The 18,613-nt window shown below is 31.0% G+C and carries 21 protein-coding genes; 7 read left to right on the top strand and 14 right to left on the bottom strand.

The window, feature by feature from the left end; genetic code table 11:
- Positions 1 to 265: 265 nt before the first annotated feature.
- Positions 266 to 2,419, top strand: coding sequence for a TonB-dependent receptor (locus AAEO58_RS01350; protein ID WP_341681302.1), 2,154 nt, complete (start codon positions 266 to 268; stop codon positions 2,417 to 2,419).
- A gap of 55 nt (positions 2,420 to 2,474) precedes the next feature.
- Here AAEO58_RS01350 and AAEO58_RS01345 read toward each other — a convergent pair whose 3' ends face one another.
- Complete coding sequence (locus AAEO58_RS01345) at positions 2,475 to 2,897, bottom strand: Rieske (2Fe-2S) protein (RefSeq protein WP_341681301.1); 423 nt, start codon at positions 2,895 to 2,897, stop codon at positions 2,475 to 2,477.
- Positions 2,898 to 3,050: 153 nt separating this feature from the next.
- On the opposite strand from AAEO58_RS01345, the gene greA reads away from it, so the two are divergent.
- On the top strand, positions 3,051 to 3,527 hold the full coding sequence (greA, locus tag AAEO58_RS01340; protein ID WP_008255985.1) for a transcription elongation factor GreA: 477 nt from the start codon (positions 3,051 to 3,053) through the stop codon (positions 3,525 to 3,527).
- Between the two features lie 12 nt (positions 3,528 to 3,539).
- Entirely contained in the window at positions 3,540 to 3,929 is a 390-nt protein-coding gene (locus AAEO58_RS01335; RefSeq protein ID WP_341681298.1) for an HIT family protein, read from the top strand.
- A 30-nt stretch (positions 3,930 to 3,959) separates the two neighbouring features.
- Here AAEO58_RS01335 and AAEO58_RS01330 read toward each other — a convergent pair whose 3' ends face one another.
- Positions 3,960 to 5,108, bottom strand: a complete 1,149-nt coding sequence (locus AAEO58_RS01330; RefSeq protein WP_341681297.1) for a sensor histidine kinase — start codon at positions 5,106 to 5,108, stop codon at positions 3,960 to 3,962.
- A 105-nt stretch (positions 5,109 to 5,213) separates the two neighbouring features.
- On the opposite strand from AAEO58_RS01330, the gene AAEO58_RS01325 reads away from it, so the two are divergent.
- The 3 genes from AAEO58_RS01325 to aat all read left to right on the top strand — a co-directional run bounded on the left by AAEO58_RS01325 (position 5,214) and on the right by aat (position 7,370).
- Complete coding sequence (locus tag AAEO58_RS01325; RefSeq protein ID WP_341681295.1) at positions 5,214 to 6,089, top strand: flavin reductase family protein; 876 nt, start codon at positions 5,214 to 5,216, stop codon at positions 6,087 to 6,089.
- A gap of 11 nt (positions 6,090 to 6,100) precedes the next feature.
- Positions 6,101 to 6,478 carry a DUF3127 domain-containing protein gene (locus AAEO58_RS01320; RefSeq protein ID WP_341681293.1) on the top strand — a complete coding sequence of 126 codons (378 nt, stop codon included), beginning with the start codon at positions 6,101 to 6,103 and terminating at the stop codon, positions 6,476 to 6,478.
- Positions 6,479 to 6,728: 250 nt separating this feature from the next.
- The gene (gene aat, locus AAEO58_RS01315) at positions 6,729 to 7,370 is read left to right on the top strand and encodes a leucyl/phenylalanyl-tRNA--protein transferase (RefSeq protein ID WP_341682343.1); all 642 of its coding nucleotides are present in this window, start codon (positions 6,729 to 6,731) and stop codon (positions 7,368 to 7,370) included.
- Here the strand turns inward: aat and AAEO58_RS01310 are convergent.
- From AAEO58_RS01310 to rplM, 7 genes are all read right to left on the bottom strand, one after another.
- The gene (locus tag AAEO58_RS01310) at positions 7,360 to 7,572 is read right to left on the bottom strand and encodes a VF530 family protein (RefSeq protein ID WP_341681291.1); all 213 of its coding nucleotides are present in this window, start codon (positions 7,570 to 7,572) and stop codon (positions 7,360 to 7,362) included. The two genes, aat and AAEO58_RS01310, sit on opposite strands and share 11 nt — an antisense overlap.
- A 4-nt stretch (positions 7,573 to 7,576) precedes the next feature.
- Complete coding sequence (locus AAEO58_RS01305) at positions 7,577 to 8,137, bottom strand: DNA-3-methyladenine glycosylase I (RefSeq protein ID WP_341681290.1); 561 nt, start codon at positions 8,135 to 8,137, stop codon at positions 7,577 to 7,579.
- A complete protein-coding gene (locus tag AAEO58_RS01300) occupies positions 8,127 to 8,786 on the bottom strand; it encodes a queuosine precursor transporter (RefSeq protein WP_133608470.1) in 660 nt (219 codons plus the stop codon). The genes AAEO58_RS01305 and AAEO58_RS01300 overlap by 11 nt, the downstream gene beginning before the upstream one ends.
- 92 nt (positions 8,787 to 8,878) lie before the next feature.
- Positions 8,879 to 9,700, bottom strand: coding sequence for a translation elongation factor Ts (gene tsf / locus AAEO58_RS01295; RefSeq protein ID WP_133608468.1), 822 nt, complete (start codon positions 9,698 to 9,700; stop codon positions 8,879 to 8,881).
- 136 nt (positions 9,701 to 9,836) lie between these two features.
- A complete protein-coding gene (gene rpsB, locus AAEO58_RS01290; RefSeq protein ID WP_041124303.1) occupies positions 9,837 to 10,598 on the bottom strand; it encodes a 30S ribosomal protein S2 in 762 nt (253 codons plus the stop codon).
- A 175-nt stretch (positions 10,599 to 10,773) separates the two neighbouring features.
- Positions 10,774 to 11,160 (bottom strand): 30S ribosomal protein S9, encoded by a 387-nt coding sequence (rpsI, locus tag AAEO58_RS01285; RefSeq protein ID WP_008256015.1) that lies wholly within the window; start codon positions 11,158 to 11,160, stop codon positions 10,774 to 10,776.
- Positions 11,160 to 11,615: a 50S ribosomal protein L13 gene (gene rplM / locus AAEO58_RS01280; protein ID WP_133608466.1), complete on the bottom strand. Its 456-nt coding sequence runs from the start codon at positions 11,613 to 11,615 to the stop codon at positions 11,160 to 11,162. Before rplM ends, rpsI begins: the two co-directional genes overlap by 1 nt.
- A gap of 197 nt (positions 11,616 to 11,812) precedes the next feature.
- Here rplM and AAEO58_RS01275 point away from each other — a divergent pair, with 197 nt between their 5' ends.
- A complete protein-coding gene (locus AAEO58_RS01275) occupies positions 11,813 to 12,835 on the top strand; it encodes a LacI family DNA-binding transcriptional regulator (RefSeq protein WP_341681282.1) in 1,023 nt (340 codons plus the stop codon).
- Here the strand turns inward: AAEO58_RS01275 and AAEO58_RS01270 are convergent.
- From AAEO58_RS01270 to AAEO58_RS01250, 5 genes are all read right to left on the bottom strand, one after another.
- A complete protein-coding gene (locus AAEO58_RS01270; protein WP_341681281.1) occupies positions 12,830 to 13,540 on the bottom strand; it encodes a nicotinamide mononucleotide transporter family protein in 711 nt (236 codons plus the stop codon). The genes AAEO58_RS01275 and AAEO58_RS01270 overlap by 6 nt on opposite strands.
- 2 nt (positions 13,541 to 13,542) lie before the next feature.
- Positions 13,543 to 14,913 carry a serine hydrolase domain-containing protein gene (locus tag AAEO58_RS01265; protein ID WP_341681280.1) on the bottom strand — a complete coding sequence of 457 codons (1,371 nt, stop codon included), beginning with the start codon at positions 14,911 to 14,913 and terminating at the stop codon, positions 13,543 to 13,545.
- 42 nt (positions 14,914 to 14,955) lie between these two features.
- Positions 14,956 to 15,597: an SdpI family protein gene (locus AAEO58_RS01260; RefSeq protein ID WP_341681278.1), complete on the bottom strand. Its 642-nt coding sequence runs from the start codon at positions 15,595 to 15,597 to the stop codon at positions 14,956 to 14,958.
- Between the two features lie 3 nt (positions 15,598 to 15,600).
- Positions 15,601 to 15,855, bottom strand: a complete 255-nt coding sequence (locus AAEO58_RS01255; RefSeq protein ID WP_008256034.1) for an autorepressor SdpR family transcription factor — start codon at positions 15,853 to 15,855, stop codon at positions 15,601 to 15,603.
- Positions 15,856 to 15,920: 65 nt separating this feature from the next.
- Positions 15,921 to 18,575, bottom strand: coding sequence for a TonB-dependent receptor (locus AAEO58_RS01250; protein WP_341681274.1), 2,655 nt, complete (start codon positions 18,573 to 18,575; stop codon positions 15,921 to 15,923).
- Between the last annotated feature and the right edge of the window lie 38 nt (positions 18,576 to 18,613).

Below are 18,613 nucleotides of genomic sequence, written 5' to 3'. Positions count from 1 at the left end.
TTGCAAGTTCAAAATTCAAGTTCAATAAAAATGTGCTAAATTGAATTTTGATATTGCAATTGTCATTGATATTGCTTTATCTTTGCCTTGTCTCAAAGGGGTGCTCTAAATAACGAGCTGAGATCATACCCATAGAACCTAGAACAGATAATGCTGTTTAGGGAAATTGACAAAAATAAATGTGCACGTTTATTCGCGTCTAAGAGTATCAAATTTAATTTTTAACCAAGAGTAATTGCCCCTTTTATTCGTATTTATTTTACGAATGAAAACTTTATTCAAATCAAGTACAAAGACTTTTTTAAGTCTATTTTCAATTTTCTTTGCTCTTTTTTCTTATTCACAAGAAACAAAGAAAGACACCACGAAAGTTACCGAACTTAAAGAAGTTACGGTTTCATCTGTTCGAGCAAAAGACAAAAATCCAATTACCTACACTAATGTTTCCAAAGAAGAGATTGCTCCACGAAATTTAGGTCAAGATGTGCCCGTTTTGTTGCAATATTTACCTTCTGTGGTAAGTACAACAGACGCGGGAAATGGAGTAGGTTACACTTCTATGCGTGTTCGTGGATCTGATGGTTCTCGAATTAACGTTACTCTAAACGGAATCCCTTTTAACGATAGTGAAAGTCAAGGAACTTTCTTTGTGAATTTACCTGATTTTGCTTCGTCATTGGAAAGTGTTCAGTTACAACGCGGAGTAGGAACATCAACTAACGGGGCTGGAGCTTTTGGTGCAAGTTTAAATATGGCAACCAAATCCTATCAAGAAAAAGCATATGCCGAAATTTCAAATTCTTTCGGAAGTTTTAATACAAGAAAACATACCTTATCTTTTGGTACAGGTTTGCATAATAATTTTGAAATGAATGGAAGAATTTCCAATATTGCTTCGGATGGATTTATCGATAGAGCAACATCAAATATGTTTGGGTATTTTTTTAATATTAATTATGTTAAAGAGACAACTTTAGTAAAATTAATGGCATTTGGAGGAAAAGAAAAAACCTATCAAGCGTGGTACGGAACAGAAGATTTAGATGGAAGTAGAACCTTCAATCCTGCTGGAATGTATTTCGATGAATTCGGAAATATGCAATTCTACGACAATGAAACCGATAATTATTGGCAAAATCATTTTCAATTGCACTGGACAGAAAAGTGGTCTGAAAACTGGATTTCAAATGCTGCATTGCATTACACTATTGGAAAAGGCTACTTTGAACAATACAAAGAAGACGAAGATTTAACCGATTATAATTTGCCTGATTTTAATGGAAATTCAATTTCTGATTTAGTTAGAAAAAGATGGTTAGATAATGATTTCTTCGGAGCAACCTTTTCCTTAAATTACAGAAACGAGAAAACCGATTTATTATTTGGTGGTGCGGCCAATCGCTATTTAGGATTGCATTACGGAGAAGTAGTTTGGACGCAGAATTATATTCCAAATCCAAATAGATATTATGATAATTACGGAAATAAAGATGATGTGAATTTCTATACAAAAGCATCATACAACGTTACAAACAAGCTGAATTTATTTACCGATTTACAATACAGAATGGTGTTTTACGATGCAACTAGTGTGAGATTTGATGATGTAAACGACACATTTAGATTCTTTAATCCAAAAGCAGGTCTGAATTACCAATTAAATACTAAAAATTCATTCTATGGTTATTTTGGAATTGCAAACAAAGAACCAAGACGCGATGATTACGAAAGTGGTGCTATAAAGCCAGAACGTTTATTTGATTATGAATTAGGTTGGAAATACAATACACAAAAAGTAAAATTATACGCAAATGCATTTTATATGCGCTATAACGATCAATTGGTTTTGACAGGCGATTTAAATGATGTTGGTGCTCCAATTTTTACAAATAGCGGAAAAAGTTATCGATTAGGTTTAGAAGTAGAATCAACAATTGCTTTAACAGATAAGTTAATTTTAAATCCGAATTTCACATTAAGTCAGAATAAGAATGAGGATTTTTATTATGAAATTAATGGAGTAGTTCAGAATTTAGGAAATACTAATATCGCATATTCGCCTAATTTTATTTTTGGAAATAGATTTTCTTATTTACCGATTAAAGGATTGCAATTGTCAGTATTATCAAAATTTGTTGGAGATCAATATATGGGAAATATCGATTCAGATGTTTCGAAATTGGATAGTTATTTCATTAATGATTTTAATGCTTCATACGATTGGCAAATTAATAAAAGAATAAAATCGATAGTTTTTTCGGCGTTAGTAAATAATGTTTTCGATGTAGAATACGAATCTAACGGTTATTTCTACACCTATGATGATGACTCTTCAGGAGATATAATTACTTATGGAGGAGCAGGATTTTACCCACAAGCGGGAATTAATTTCCTTCTTGGAATGAGTTTAAAATTTTAGTTAGATTAAGTTAAGTTGAAAAAAGCCTGAAAGTTTTATTTTTCAGGCTTTTTTATTAGTTGTAAACACGAAGTGAAACCGCATCTAATTGTTCCACTCTATATTGTTTCATTGGATATTGCATGCCTTGGGCTTGACCCGAAAATAAACTATATCGAACATCATCACAAGGGCAAATTGCATCAATGCCACTTAAAGTCATAGTAGAACATGAACTCAAAGCTTGATTAGGACAAGCCGCATCAAAAGCAACGTAATTTCCACCAGTATTAAAGACAAAAATTCCTCTTACCCCAACTCCAGCACCACTAATATAAACAGCATTACTTGGAAACTGTAGTGAGCTATATTGTGGTAAGTTCATGTTGATGTTTACATTAAAACCATAATTTGGTAAATGAGGATTATTGTTTGTAAAGCTTTCTTTTTCACAACTAAAAATTAATGGTAATAAAAGAAGTAAGAGATATTTTTTCATGTTTTTTTCTAAGAATGATCAAACAAATTTAATTAATTCCTTTTGACAAAACATTACTTAGTATCATAAATTAATATTAAAAATAAATTACTATCTTTGTGAAAAGGAATCCCATGTAGGTGGGATTCTTTCTATTTTATAAACAATGAAGTTATGAGTACAGTATCTTATTACACCGCAGAAGGATTAAAAAAATTAAGAGACGAGTTAGACCAACTTAAAAGTATAGAACGCCCTAAAGCATCACAAGCTATTGCAGAAGCAAGAGATAAAGGTGATTTGTCTGAGAATGCAGAATATGATGCCGCTAAAGAAGCGCAAGGATTATTAGAAATGAGAATTTCTAAAATGGAAGAAGTAGTAGCTAACGCTCGTTTAATTGATGAATCGCAATTGGATTTATCAAAAGCATTAGTATTGTCTACTGTGAAGATTAAAAATCAAGCTAATGGTATGGAAATGAAATATACATTAGTGGCAGAAAGTGAAGCCGATTTAAAAACAGGGAAAATTTCGGTAACTTCTCCTATTGGAAAAGGATTACTAGGAAAATCTGTTGGCGAAGTAGCGGAAATCATCGTGCCAAACGGTGTGTTGAAATTTGATGTTTTAGAAATTACAAGAGACTAATAATACATTAAAATGGCTAGTATTTTCACCAAAATAGTAAACGGAGAAATTCCTTGTTATAAAATTGCCGAAGACGATAACTATTTGGCTTTTTTAGATGTGAATCCTAATGCAAAAGGGCATACGTTGTGTATTCCAAAACAAGAGATTAATAAAATCTTTGATATGGAAGAAGAGCATTATTTAGGATTAATGAAGTTTTCTAGAAAAGTAGCAAAAGCTGTTGAAAAATCAGTTGAATGTAAACGAATTGGTGTTGCTGTGGTAGGATTAGAAGTGCCGCACGTTCACGTACATTTAATCCCGCTTAAAGATATGGATGATATGCGTTTTCAAAGAAAAACAAGTTTATCACCAGAAGAATTTCAAGAATTAGCCAAGCAAATCGCTTCAAACTTATAAAAAAAAAATCCCGATTCAATCGGGATTTTTTTATGTCGTTTTGTAGCTAATCTGCATAGTGGTTCCTTTGCCAATTTCAGAATGCGTTACTTTAATTTTTCCTTTGTGATATTCCTGAACAATTCTTTTGGTTAAAGACAATCCTAATCCCCAGCCACGTTTTTTTGTTGTAAATCCTGGTTCAAATACTTTGTTGAATTGATTTTTAGGAATTCCTTTTCCAGTATCAGTAATGCTGATTTTTACAATATCTTCTAATTCCGAAATTACAATATTCAAACTGCCTTTTCCTTTCATCGCATCAATAGCATTTTTAACTAAATTTTCAATCGTCCAACTATGCAAAGCGGGATTAATATCAACATAAATAGGGTGTTCGGGAGCTTTAAAAGTAAAAACAACTTGCTGAGAAACTCGAGTTTGTAGATAATCAACAGTGTTTTTCGTGTCTTCGATAATATCGCGTTTTTCTAACACAGGTTCGCTTCCTATTTTTGAAAATCTATCGGTAATAGTTTGTAAACGCGTAATATCTTTTTCAATTTCAACAATGGTACTTTCTTCTACATTGTCTAATTTTAAAATTTCTAACCAACCAATTAAAGATGACAAAGGTGTTCCAATTTGATGTGCGGTTTCTTTTGCCATTCCGGCCCAAAGTTTATTTTGAGTTGACATCTTAGTAGCGCGATAAAAATTGTAAACTACAGCACCAAACAAAATAATAATCAATAATAAAGCAATAGGATAATATTTTAATTTATTCAACAAAGGCGAATCTCCATAATAAACCAATTGATATTTACTGTTTGAGCGCTCCATTTTAATGGGTTGGTTGTCATTTTTTACAGAATTAAAATACTTTTTTAGTGCAATACTATCTTTTGAAATTTCTTCATCAATATTATTAAAATCAATAATGTTTTCTTTACTGTCGGTAATAAAAATAGGAATGGTCGTGTTTTTTGTAATAATTTGCAAAGGAAGTTCTATGTCGGTATTTTCGTTTGCATTAGCAATCGTGGTTAGAGCGCTTGCCCAAAACTCCATTTTTGCTCGTTCTTCGTTTTTGAAAATTTGGAAAAAGTTATAGGTATTCCAAAGTATTAAAATTACTATGAAAAAGGAAGCTAATATAATAAACCAGCGCGTTATGTTTCGCCTTTCTGAAAACTGCATGTATTCGTATTTGAAGTAAAAATACTAAAATCCTTTTTAATTTGATGTTTATTCTTGTAATTGAACTTGTAATTGTTTGTTATCTTTGTAAAAAATAGTTTCAGTATGTTAAGCATCGATCCAAAAGAAATAGCGCCAGCAAAATTACAAGGATATTTACAAAGTGCAGTAGCGCCAAGACCTATAGCTTTTGCAAGTACTATGGATAGTAATGGAAATCCAAATTTATCGCCCTTTAGTTTCTTTAATGTGTTTAGTTCTAATCCGCCGATTTTGATTTTTTCGCCAGCAAGACGCGTGCGTGATAATACTACTAAGCATACATTAATCAACGCTCAAAACACTAAGGAAGTCGTAATTAATGTTGTGAATTATGATATCGTACAACAAATGTCATTATCAAGTACCGAATATCCAGATGGTGTAAATGAGTTTGAAAAAGCAGGATTTACGATGCTAAAATCAGACAAAGTAAAACCATTTCGTGTAGCAGAAAGCCCAGTGCAATTTGAATGTAAAATTAACGATGTGATTGCTTTAGGTGACCAAGGTGGAGCAGGAAATTTAGTGATTTGTGAAGTGGTGAAAATTCACATCAATGAAGCCGTTTTAGATGCAACAGGAATGATTGACCAACACAAAATTGATTTGGTTGCACGAATGGGAGGTAATTGGTACAGTCGTTCTAATGTAGGGATGTTTGAGGTTGAAAAGCCATTGACGACTTTAGGAATTGGTGTTGATATGATTCCTGATTTCATTAAAGAAAGTGGCTATTTTACGGGTAATGATTTAGGAAAATTAGGTAATATAGAAAATATTCCAACCGAAGAAGAAATTGCTATATTTGTAAAAGAAAATTTTGAAGTCAAAGCGGTTTTAAGTTCCGATGATATGGATACAAAGTTTCAAAAAGCAAAAGAGTATGTAGATAATGGAAGAGCTATTGATGCTTGGAAATTGTTATTAGCAAAAAAATAAATTTAAGTATTATGGAAGTTTTAGGAAGAGTAAAATTAATTAATCCTGTACAACAAGTAAGTGCTTCTTTCAAAAAAAGAGAACTTGTAGTGACTACAGAAGAGCAATATCCTCAACACATTTTGATTGAGTTTGCACAAGATAAAACAGATTTGTTAAACAATTATAATATTGGAGAGCAAGTAAAAGTGTCTATCAATTTAAGAGGGAGAGAATGGGTAAATCCACAAGGAGAAACTAAATTTTTTAACTCTATCCAAGGTTGGAGAATTGAAAAAGTTCAAGCAGAAGCTCCAAGTGCACCACAAATGCCTCCAATGCCTGCATCAGAAGCATTTGAACCAGCAACTAACTTTAAAGAAGAAGAACACGACGATTTACCATTCTAGTAAGTTAGAAGTCGTAGAGTGGAAGTCAGAAGTTTAAGTGATACTTGAATTTCTGACTTTTTTATTGAACTTGAAATTTTTAAACATATAAGTCATTTAAGTTTTAATGTTGAATATTCTTTATAGATAAAGTTCATTTAAGATTTTTAAAATTATTGCAATTTCTTAAATCAGTGTTCCTAAATTTGAATTTTGTTATGAAGCTTCTAAATTGAACTTGAAATTTGCAATTGAATTTGTATTTGAATCTATGTATTTTTTAACTAAAGAATTATATTTTCCACCTGTAGAAATGGCTTCACCCGAAGGGATTGTTGCGGTTGGAGGAGATTTGTCACCAGAACGACTTGTATTAGCTTATAAATCGGGAATATTTCCATGGTTTGAAGATGATGAGCCGATTTTGTGGTGGAGTCCGCCAGAGCGTATGGTCTTGTTTTTTGAAGATTTGAAGATTTCGAAAAGCATGCGAAATATAATCAATCAAAGAAAATTTAAAGTTACTTTTAATACTGCATTTAGAGACGTAATTCTAAACTGCAAAAAGATTTCCAGAAAAGACCAACCCGGGACTTGGATTACTGATAATATGGTAGAAGCCTATTGTAAATTACACGAATTAGGAATCGCAAAAAGTGTTGAGGTTTGGCAAAATGACGAGTTAGTAGGCGGTTTGTATGGCGTTGATTTAGGTCACGTTTTTTGTGGTGAAAGTATGTTTTCAAAAGTGTCAAATGCTAGTAAATTAGCTTTTATTGCGTTAGCAAAACAATTAGAAATGGCAAACTATCATTTATTAGATTGTCAAGTCTATAACCACCATTTAAATAGTTTAGGTTGTGTTGAAATTGATAGAGAAGATTTTTTGATGGTGTTGAAGGCTAAAGTTTAGGCAAAGTTCTCACATACAATTCTTCTACTTTTTTTCTTGCCCAATCTGTTTTTCTCAAAAACGTTAAGCTTGATTTTACTGATGGATTTTCCTTAAAACATTTGATGTTTATTAATTCGCCTAACGTATCAAAGCCATAGAAATTTACTAATTGTTCTACAATTTCCTTTAAAGGTTTTCCGTGAAGTGGGTCGTTACTCATATTTTTATTTTCTTGTGTGGCAATCTACAACATGGTCATTCACCATTCCAGTAGCTTGCATGTGGGCATACATTACCGTTGAACCTACAAATTTGAATCCGCGTTTTTTTAAATCTTTGCTTAATGCGTCTGAAATTGGCGTGGTTGCTTTTACTTCGCCTAATGTTTTTGGTTGGTTGTCAATCGGTTTTCCATCAACAAATCCCCAAATATATTTAGAGAAACTTCCAAATTCTTCCTGCACTTTTATAAAAGCTTGTGCATTGGTAACCGTTGCTTTGATTTTTAATTTGTTTCGGATAATTCCTGCATCTTCAGCTAATTCCGCCATTTTATCTTCTGAATAATTGGCAATTTTTATCAAATCAAAATTATCAAATGCTTTTCTGAAGTTTTCTCTTTTGGCTAAAACAGTATACCAACTTAATCCTGCTTGAAATGTTTCTAAAATCAAAAATTCGAAAATAGTTTCATCATCATAAACTGGTTTTCCCCATTCGTTATCATGATAATTTCGATATAAATCGTCTTTTTCGCACCAAGCGCATCTTTGTTTAGTTTCCATGTTTTTCTGCTCCTAAATAGTTGTCAATTAAATAATGTCCGAGATAAATTAATGGCGTTAAACAAATAGCAATTCCTAATTTAACTGAATATCCTGTAAATGCAGATGCTACAAATGTTTCGCCATTTATTTTTCCAGGCAACCAAAAGGCAATTCCCAAAACTATAAAACTATCAAATAATTGTGAAATCACGGTAGAACCTGTACTTCTCAGCCAAATCATTTTTTTACCCGTTCTGTTTTTTACAAAATGAAAAATAGTAACATCAATTAATTGGGAAACTAAGAACGCTGTGATGCTTCCTACAATAATCCACATGCTCTGACCAAAAACCGCATTAAATTGTTCGTCAGAAATTAAGCCATCTCCTTTTACGGCCGGAATTTGAAGTCCTATCAGTAATAGAAAAAAAGTATAAGCAATTAATCCTGCTGTGATGAAAGATAATTTTTTTACTCCTTTTTCGCCAAAATACTCGTTGATTAAGTCGGTTGTGATGAATACAATGGGCCAAGGTAAAATCCCTAAACTCATTACGGTATTTCCAACATGAATTAATTTTCCACCAATTAATTCTGCTACTAAAGCGTTTGTGATAAAAATACCTGCTAATACTACGTATATGATGTCTTTTTTTCTTTGAAACATTGCAATTGTTTTATCAAAAGTAGGAGAATTATAACATAAAAAAAAACTTCAACCCTAAGATTGAAGTTTTTATATTTTTTGAATTAGGAAAATTATCCTAAAGCAACTCTTTTGAATCCAGAAACAGTTAAGTTAGCTTCTACAGATTTAATGTAAGCAGCAACACTCATAGAACCGTCTTTGATATAATCTTGGTTTACTAAAGTATTGTCTTTGTAAAAACGTTGGATTTTTCCTTTAGAAATGTTTTCTAACATTGCTTCTGGTTTACCTTCAGCTCTTAATTGCTCTTTAGCGATTTCGATTTCTTTTTCAATAATTGCAGCATCAACACCAGCTTCGTTTAAAGCAATTGGGTTCATTGCAGCAGCTTGCATTGCAACGTTTTTAGCAGCTTCGTCAGCTCCTTCAACATTTGCAGATAAAGCAACTAAAGTAGCAATTTTACCAGCGTGGATGTAAGATCCAACAAAAGCACCTTCTAATCTTTCGAAAGAACCTACTTCAATTTTTTCTCCAATAACTCCAGTTTGCTCAATTAATTTCTCAGCAACAGTGATTCCACCGAAATCAGAAGCTAATAATTCTTCTTTAGTAGCATAGTTTAATGCTTGGTTAGCTAAATCTGTAGCTAATTTTACGAAAGATTCGTTTTTACCTACGAAGTCAGTTTCACAGTTTAATGTAATTGCTACACCAGCTGTTTTGTCAGCATTGATAACAGCAATAGCAGCACCTTCAGTAGATTCTCTATCAGAACGGTTAGCAGCTACTTTTTGACCTTTTTTTCTTAAGTTTTCGATAGCTAAATCGAAATCTCCTTCTGCTTCCACTAATGCTTTTTTACAATCCATCATTCCAGCACCAGTGATAGTTCTTAATTTATTTACGTCTGCAGCAGTAATATTTGCCATTTTGTATGTTTTTTATTTGTTGTTTATAAAAGTAAAAATTCCAATTACTAAATCCCAAATTCCAATTTTACTAAATTGCTAACTAAAAGTTACAACAAGTTTGGAATTTGGAATTTAATTCTTGGAATTAATTGATTTATGCTTCAGTTTCAGTAGCAGGAGCTTCAGTAGCTTCTACTTCTTTAGCTGGTAATTCATCTTTTTCAACTTTTCTATCAGAAAGACCTTCTACTAATGCAGCAGATACTAAAGATAAAATTTTATCGATTGATTTAGAAGCATCGTCATTTGCAGGGATAACGAAATCAATTGGACGTGGATCCGAATTCGTATCAACCATTGCGAAAACTGGAATGTTTAATTTTTGAGCTTCTTTAATCGCGATATGCTCAGCTTTAACGTCTACTACAAAAAGAGCTGCTGGAAGTCTAGACATATCAGCAATAGAACCTAAGTTTTTCTCTAATTTTGCACGTAAACGATCTACTTGCAATCTTTCTTTTTTAGATAAAGTCATGAAAGTACCGTCTTTCTTCATTCTATCAATAGAAGCCATTTTCTTAACAGCTTTACGGATAGTTACGAAGTTAGTTAACATACCACCAGGCCATCTTTCAGTGATGTAAGGCATGTTACAAGCTGCTGCTTTTTCAGCAACGATATCTTTCGCTTGTTTTTTGGTAGCAACGAATAATACTTTTCTACCAGATGCAGCAATTTTTTTCAAAGCTTCGTTAGCTTCTTCAATTTTAGCTGCAGTTTTATATAAGTTAATGATATGAATACCATTACGCTCCATATAAATGTAAGGAGCCATGTTTGGATCCCATTTACGAGTCATGTGTCCGAAATGTACACCTGCTTCTAATAACTCTTTAACGTCAATTTTGTTTGCCATTGTGTAATAGTTTACGTTCCGTGATTAGCAATTTTCAAGTAGTCACTTGCGTTGGTCTTGAAAATTTAGATGCTAAACTAATTCCCTTTTTACAAGGAATATCGACAACTTTGTTTTTAATTCAATTTTAATTGTAAAAATGTATCTGAAAAAATATTCTGATAAATATCGAATATTAACGTTTCGAGAATTGGAATCTCTTACGCGCTTTTTTCTGACCGAATTTTTTACGTTCAACCATTCTAGGATCTCTTGTTAATAATCCTTCTGGTTTAAGGATAGCTCTGTTTTCAGCCTCAACTTCACACATTGCTCTTGCAATAGCCATTCTCACAGCTTCTGCTTGTCCTGTTGAACCACCACCATATACGTTTACTTTAACGTCAAAGTTTGATGCATTTTCTGTCATAGACATTGGTTGCATAACTTTGTACTGTAAAGTTGCAGTTGGGAAGTAGTTAGTGAATTCTCTTTTGTTTACAGTGATTTTTCCTGTTCCTTCTGAAACATAAACACGTGCAACAGCGCATTTTCTTCTACCGATTTTGTGAATAACTCCCATTACTTAAGATCGTTTAGGTTAACGGTTTTAGGTGTTTGAGCAGCATGTTTGTGCTCAGAACCTACATATACATTTAAATTACGGAATAATTCAGCACCTAATTTGTTTTTAGGTAACATTCCTTTGATAGCTTTTTCTACTAATAATGCAGGATTTTTCTGTTGCATTACTTTAGCAGTTAAAGTTCTTTGACCTCCTGGGTAACCTGTGTGTCTGATGTACGTTTTGTCATCTAACTTGTTACCAGTAAGGTTGATTTTTTCTGCGTTGATAACAATTACGTTATCCCCACAATCAACGTGCGGTGTATAACTTGGCTTGTATTTACCTCTTAAAAGCATTGCTACTTTTGTAGATAAACGACCTAAGTTATGCCCTTCAGCGTCCACAACAATCCACTGCTTGTCTGCAGTTGCTTTGTTGGCTGATACTGTTTTGTAGCTTAATGTGTTCACAATAATTAATTTAAATTAAACATTCCATTCCCAATAAAGGGAGTGCAAAAGTACAATTATTTATTAGAATTGCAAACCACTTATGGAAAATATTATTTTTTCTAATTTGTTAAACATCATGTCATTAAATAAATTTCAATTGAAGTTGTTTTTTTAAATTACAGAAATACACTATTTTTACCTCTTAACTTTTATATATGAAAGCAAAAGCAACTCTAAAAAAAATAGCTCTTGAATTTGGCGTATCAATATCTACTGTTTCTAAAGCATTAAGTGATAGTCCAGAAATCAGTGAAGCTACCAAAATAAAAATTCAAGAGTATGCCGCTTTGCAGAATTACAAACCTAATAGTATTGCCAAGAATTTAAAAAATCAGCGTACTAATACTATAGGAGTAATTATTCCTAATATTCTAAATCCATTTTTCGCAAAAGTTTTCAGTGGTATTGAGAAACAAGCTTTGGCAAAAGGCTATAATGTGATTACAGGAATTTCGAACGAATCTTTCAATAAAGAGCAACAAGTTATGGACATGCTCAACAATGGAACTATTGATGGTTTTATTGTGGCTATTGCCGAAGAAACACAATCCTTAAAAGAATACAAACATTTTAAAGACATTATGAATAGCGGAACGCCTATCGTTATGTTTGATAGAGTAGCCGATGGTATTAACTGCGATAAAGTAGTGGTAGATGATTTTGATTCGGCTTATGATGCTACTTCGCATTTGATAAAATTAGGAAGTCAAAAAATCGCCTTGCTTTCTACGATTCAAAATTTAAGTGTTGGGAAATTACGATTAGATGGATATAAAAAAGCCTTAACTGATGCAAATGTCCCAATTGATGAAAACCTGATTATTCAAGAAACTTCTATTGAAGACTTTGATGTAAAATTGCAAGAGTTGATTTCCTCAAAAAAGATGGATGCTGTTTTTGCTTTAGACGAACATAGTTCCACCATGACAATGCGAATGGCGCTAAAACAAGGAATCAAAATTCCAGAAGAATTAAATATTATTGGTTTTGCCGATGGCGTTTGGTCAAGACGATTAACGCCGAGTTTATCAACCGTGAGCCAACACGCGCCAGAAATCGGAGCTAAAGCAGCCGAATTGTTAATTCACAAACTTAATTCTAAAGACGAGTTTTATCAACCGCAAACCGTAGTGATTAAAACAGAATTGCGTCAGAGAGAATCTACTAGGAAGTTATAATTGTTTTGCTTTATCATCCTTCCAAGTAATGTAACCCAAAATCGCATTGAACATATAAAACACATATTTTGCGGTGTTGGCAATGTTCATTAGCATTACATTTTGTACAATTTTGAATAAATTATACACTTGCCAGTTAATCCAATTGTCGGGATACATTCTACCTATATTAAAGGTACCACCAAAACTAATTCCGGCTGGAATAGCGATGGCAAAAAATAATTTCCAATCAATCGCTTTGTCTGAAAATGAAGTGAAAGCAATGTAATTCAATAGGAACGAAAGCAGTAAACCTATTGCCATATTTCGGAAAAAGATACTATCAATCGCATTCAAATATTGTTTTTTCTTCCAAATTTTAAAGGCAAAATAATTTCCGAAAAACGAAACGGGATAGGTTAAAATCGCACCGATATTTCCTAAAAGATAATCAATACTTCCACTTAATAATGTGTTACAAGTACTGATTAAGTTCCCAATGTTGTTTTTCTTGGTCACCAATCGCGTTGCCATCATCGATAGGCAAGTGTTTAGAATGGAAAAGTAGCCTAAGTAAAACGAGTAATTCTTTCCGTCAAAACTAAAATCGTATGTAGTTTTATAATATTGTAAATACACTGAAACGCTCACCACCAAAACCACTCCAATGATATCGAGATATTTACTATTGGTAATACTTTTGATGGTAGCGATAGTGTTCTGCATATCTATTCTTTTGTAAAGTTGAATTTCGCTCCGCCTTGATTTAATATAAAAGAGTTGTCTCCAAATACCATTTCAATTCCGGCAGCTGCAAAAACGAAAGTTGTTTTTTCTTTAAATGTCAATGGAAAAGCGCCTTGTCCTGTAGCTTGAGCAAATAACTCGCCATTCTTTTCAGAAACGGTAATTTTCAAAGGAATTTCTTTTGAAGCATAAATTCCAGTAAATTTTGCTAATTCTGCTTTGTCCATTTTCATGAATTGTGGGAACGGGAATGGCATTTTGTAATAAATACTTAGGATTCCTATAATGATATCGTTTTGTACAAAATTATCGCCATTTGAAATTATTGAAAAACTCATTTTTTCCGTTGGATAATAACCTAGCATTGAACTGAAATTTTCAATTCTTCCGCCATGACCATAAAATCGTCTTTCGCCAAAAGGAAACTGAATTAATGCTTTTCCGTAACCTTCTTTAATTTCTTTCATTTGGTCTAAAGAAGTTGGACTAACTAATTTTCCATTAAAAAGCGCATAAATAAACTTCGTTAAATCGGCTGGAGTTGAAGTAATTCCGCCAGAAGCAAACGCTATGGAATTGTGGTTTTCATACGATTTCACCCAATTGGTTCCATCAAAATAATAGGAATAACTTTCTTTGTTTGCCGTATTTGTAGACTCTTCTCTGAAATAAGTTGTTGGAACGAAAACTTTATTGGTAACCGCGCCTTTAGCTGTCATTTCCGTTTTATCTTCAAAAGTTCCTAGTTCCGCTTTTTTTACGATGCGATTTAGTAAATTTTCCTCGTATGATTTTTTGGTTAATTTTTCAATAATACAACCTAGAATATAGAAATTCGAATTACTGTATTCGTATTTGCTTCCTGGTTCAAAATTCGATGTATAAGTTGTAATTACTTTTAAAATATCTTCTTTTGAATGTTTTTTGTCAATTACTTTATGAAATGTGGAATCTTGGTTGACAAAATCCACAATTCCGGTTCTGTGATGTAATAAATCGTAAATCGAAATCTTTTCAGCGTTTGGCATTTTTGGATAAAAACGATTCAATTTGGTTTGAAGTGTCAATTTTTTCTCTTCAATCAATTGCATGACCATAACAGCGGTGAAGGTTTTAGAAATAGAACCTATTTTGTAACGTGTAAAACGATCAGCCTTGATGTTCTTTTCTACATCAGCAAAACCATAGGCTTTATTGAAAACCACATTTTCACCTTCGCGAATGGTTAACGAACCCATGAATTTGTTGTTTTCATTCAAATAGTTCAGCAAGCTATCAATTCGTGTGAATTTATCTTGAGCAAAAGTGAAAGTAGTGAATGCAAATACAAAAAGTAATAGTAATTTCTTCATGATTTTTTGTTTTTACTAATTAGTAGCTAATGTATGATTTCGTTACTGATTTTTGATTTTTTTGAATTCCAAATACGAATATACAATCGGAACAATTGTAATAACGGCAGTAATTCCTAAAAAAGTATACAATTGCATTTCGTTTGGTAACAAAAATGTCAATGCCATTAGAAGTCCGCCAACGAACCAAAGTTTACCGCCCATTATATGAGTTTTTTTCCAAACTTCTTCGTTTTCTAATGTCCAAGGTGTTTTGATGCCAATGAAATAATTCGGTTTTATCGTTTTGAAATAATTACCTAAGAAAGCAAAAAGCAAGCCAATAATTGCAAATACAAATCCAGGATTACTGCTTTTTTGTTGCACACTGTACAAAATAAAAACCGCTAAACCCGACATGAATAAAGTAAGAATCATTCGTAAATTATTCAGTTTGTTGCCCATGTTTTGTAATTTTTGTTTTGGGTCTATTAACGGAATCACTAAAAAGATGATGTAAGTAATTCCTACCAACATAAATAGCATGGCAACCAATTCTTTTTTATCGCCATAACGATCAATTTCTCCAGCGCCATTCCAATGCATAGGTACTTTTTCTGGTAAACGATTCCAAATGTAAATTAGATAAACAAAAGGAATTAAAGCAATTGCTAAAAACGGAATTTCTTTTTTAAACTTCTCCATACTTTATTTTTTTAGGGTAATAATCCATTGTAAAATATCATCAACAATTGTAGTGTTTAGCGAATAGACTACAAATTGCCCTTTTTTTTCGCTCGTGACTAAATCGGCACGTTTTAAAATATCCAAATGATGCGAAATACTAGGTTTTGAAATATGAAATTGATCCGCAATATCGCCAGCCGTCATTTCCTGTTTGCGCAGCAATTCCAGAATATCTCTTCTGGTTTCGTCGTTTAAGGCTTTGAAAATTGCGTTCATATTAATTTATATATTTAGACAAATATCTAAATATTATTTGAAATGACAAAATTTTAATTTAAATTTTAGAATGAATAATTTATACCAAAATTAGCGAAACCAGATAATGTATTCATGCTTGTTTCTTGTAATAATATATCGGTTTGAAGGAAATTATTTTTTAAATTATTATCTCTTATATTCAGTAAATTATTTGCATTAAAGTAAATACTTATTTTTTTTTTTGTTGTGTATTGAACTCTAGTACTAAGATCAAAAATATTTTGAGTTTCAAAGCTACTTGAATCAAAAATGTTATATGTTGAATTTATTTTCCAATTTATTTTTTTATTAAACAAAGTGCCTTCTAATTTTATGTATGGAATATAAGTTTGTAATTCACTTTTATTTGTTGCTATTTCTGTCTCAAATTGATTAAAATTACTTAAGTAGATAATTCCAATATCAAAATTTGGTTTGTTTTTAAAATATGATTTTAAATTGAAATCGATATTATTTTGATTAAATCTGTTATTGTTTTTGATGTTGTTTGAAATTGTTTTATTATATGATATGGAATTATTTGATGAAAAACCCAAGCCTAAAGGGATTTGTTTGAATTTTTTATCAAAGGTTAGACTAAAATTTGTTGAATTACCAAAATCAATATATTGGTATTCTTGAATTGTTGCCAAATTATCATTATTAAAGTTAGTAGCAAGTTGTTTTCTGTTGTTTGAATATGAAATGGAAAAATTAAAAAATATACTTTTTGTAATATCAATATAATTTATACTAGTATTAATATTGTCGGCTAACATTTTTTCACTTATTAGATTACTTCTCAACCATGTAGTTCTTTGGTTTTCTACTAAATTTCCAGAAATAAAATTATAAATATTTGGATTGTTTATCTTTAAATTATAACCTATAGAACAACTTGTTTTTGAAGTTACTTTGTAACTCATATTAAATTTTGGTAATAAAACATTTATTGTTCTTTTAAAATTGTTTTTTGATTCGTGGTTATTATTAGTAAAATCTAAGTTGATATTATATTTTAATTTTTTAGTAATGTCTGATGAGAAAAAAGTGCTTATGCTATTACTTGATAATAAAAAATCATCATCAAAATTATAGAAAGAATTAATATTATTGATGTTCGATAAGCTTTCATTGTCTAACGTAGAAATAAACTTGAAATCTAAAGTACTTTTATTAAACTTATAAGTTGCTTTTGACTTTAATCCAAAACTCAAACTTTTAAAATTAGAGAATTGTTCAATATAGTTGTCATTATGATTAAATCCATCAAAAGTTTTATTAGATTGATATACTTTTTCAGTTTTTGAAAAATTGTAATCATTAAATAAAACACTTTCAAATAAAAGTTTTTCTGAGAGTTTTGTTTTGTATTCTACATTGAAACCTGTTTTTGTGCTGTTTAAATTAATTTTATTTTTAAACAATGTTTGCTCTTGATTATCGATTAATAAATTGTTTAAATCTTGATTTTGCTTATCTAAACTTAAAAAAAGATAAAAATTAGTTTGAAAGAAAGAGTTTTCATTTAGTTTATTTTGAAATTTAAACACACTAGAATTGTATATAGAATTTCCAGTTGATGAGTAGTCGTCAATCATATTTGAACTGTTGTTGTCTAAATATGTTAAAAGATTTTGATTTTTTTCTAAAATTCTTGACTTGTTGAAAATTGTAACTAGTTCAATTCGTTTTTTCTCGTTTGGTTTTTTTGTAAAATTTAAAGTTACGTTTCTCGAATCTATTTTGTTAATATTATCTTGTGCAAAAACAAATGAAGGTATGTCTTTTTCGATTGTAACTTCTTGTCCTAAGATTAGTTTATCTCTCAATAAATTTTTACCAGTAATTTTCCGTAATTCTAAATAATCTAATGGAGAAAAAATATTTTCATTCAAATTATTACTGTTAGCAATTAAATGAAATTTACTTTTCCCTCCAAAATTAAAAACATTTCCTTGGGTTTTATAACGTTCCTTTACGCCTCCTTCTATATCAATATTGCCTTTAAAATTATCTTTAAAGTTTTTTTTTATTTTGATGTTTAAAGCGTTTTCTCCTGAATTTTCAAATCCTTTTAGGCTAGATAAATCTTGATAGTTTTTTAAAAGCTCAATTTTATCAATCATTTCTGCCGTAATGTTTTCTGTTGCAAGCTGATGATTGTCTCTAAAAAATTCATCTCCATCAATTAGTATGTGATCAAGAATATTTCCATTAAATCGAATTTTTTTGTTGCTGTCAATACTTAACCCAGGAAGTTTTTTTATTACATCGCTTAATTTTAATTCAGAACCAACTAATAGATTGTTTAAATTATAAAGTAGAGTATCTTTTTTTTCTACTATATCAGGTGTTTTGTGTTCTACTATTACTTCTTTAAGCTCTGTAATTCTTGGTTGTAAAACTATATTTAGATCATTAAATTTCTCAATTAAAATTTCTTGCATTTCATAAGAAATATGTGTTATTTTTAATTTTAAAGGTAAACTTTTAATATCTGTTTTAAACACAAATTCTCCATTCTCATTTGTTTGAGTAAATGAAATAGTCTTGTTTGTATCTTTATTAATAAGTTGAACATTTGCAAGATGTATGGTATAGTTAAAATGATCTTTAATTATACCTTTTATTTCTTGACTTGAAATTGTAAGTGAATGAAGATAAAAACAAATAAAAAAACAGAAGTATTTTGGCATTAATAAAATTTTAAAAAACTATTTAATAAAGGAAAATA

It is taken from the genome of Flavobacterium helocola (assembly GCF_038289885.1).
Classification (GTDB): Bacteria; Bacteroidota; Bacteroidia; order Flavobacteriales; family Flavobacteriaceae; genus Flavobacterium; species Flavobacterium cheniae.
This window is presented reverse-complemented; position numbering and strand designations above follow the sequence as displayed.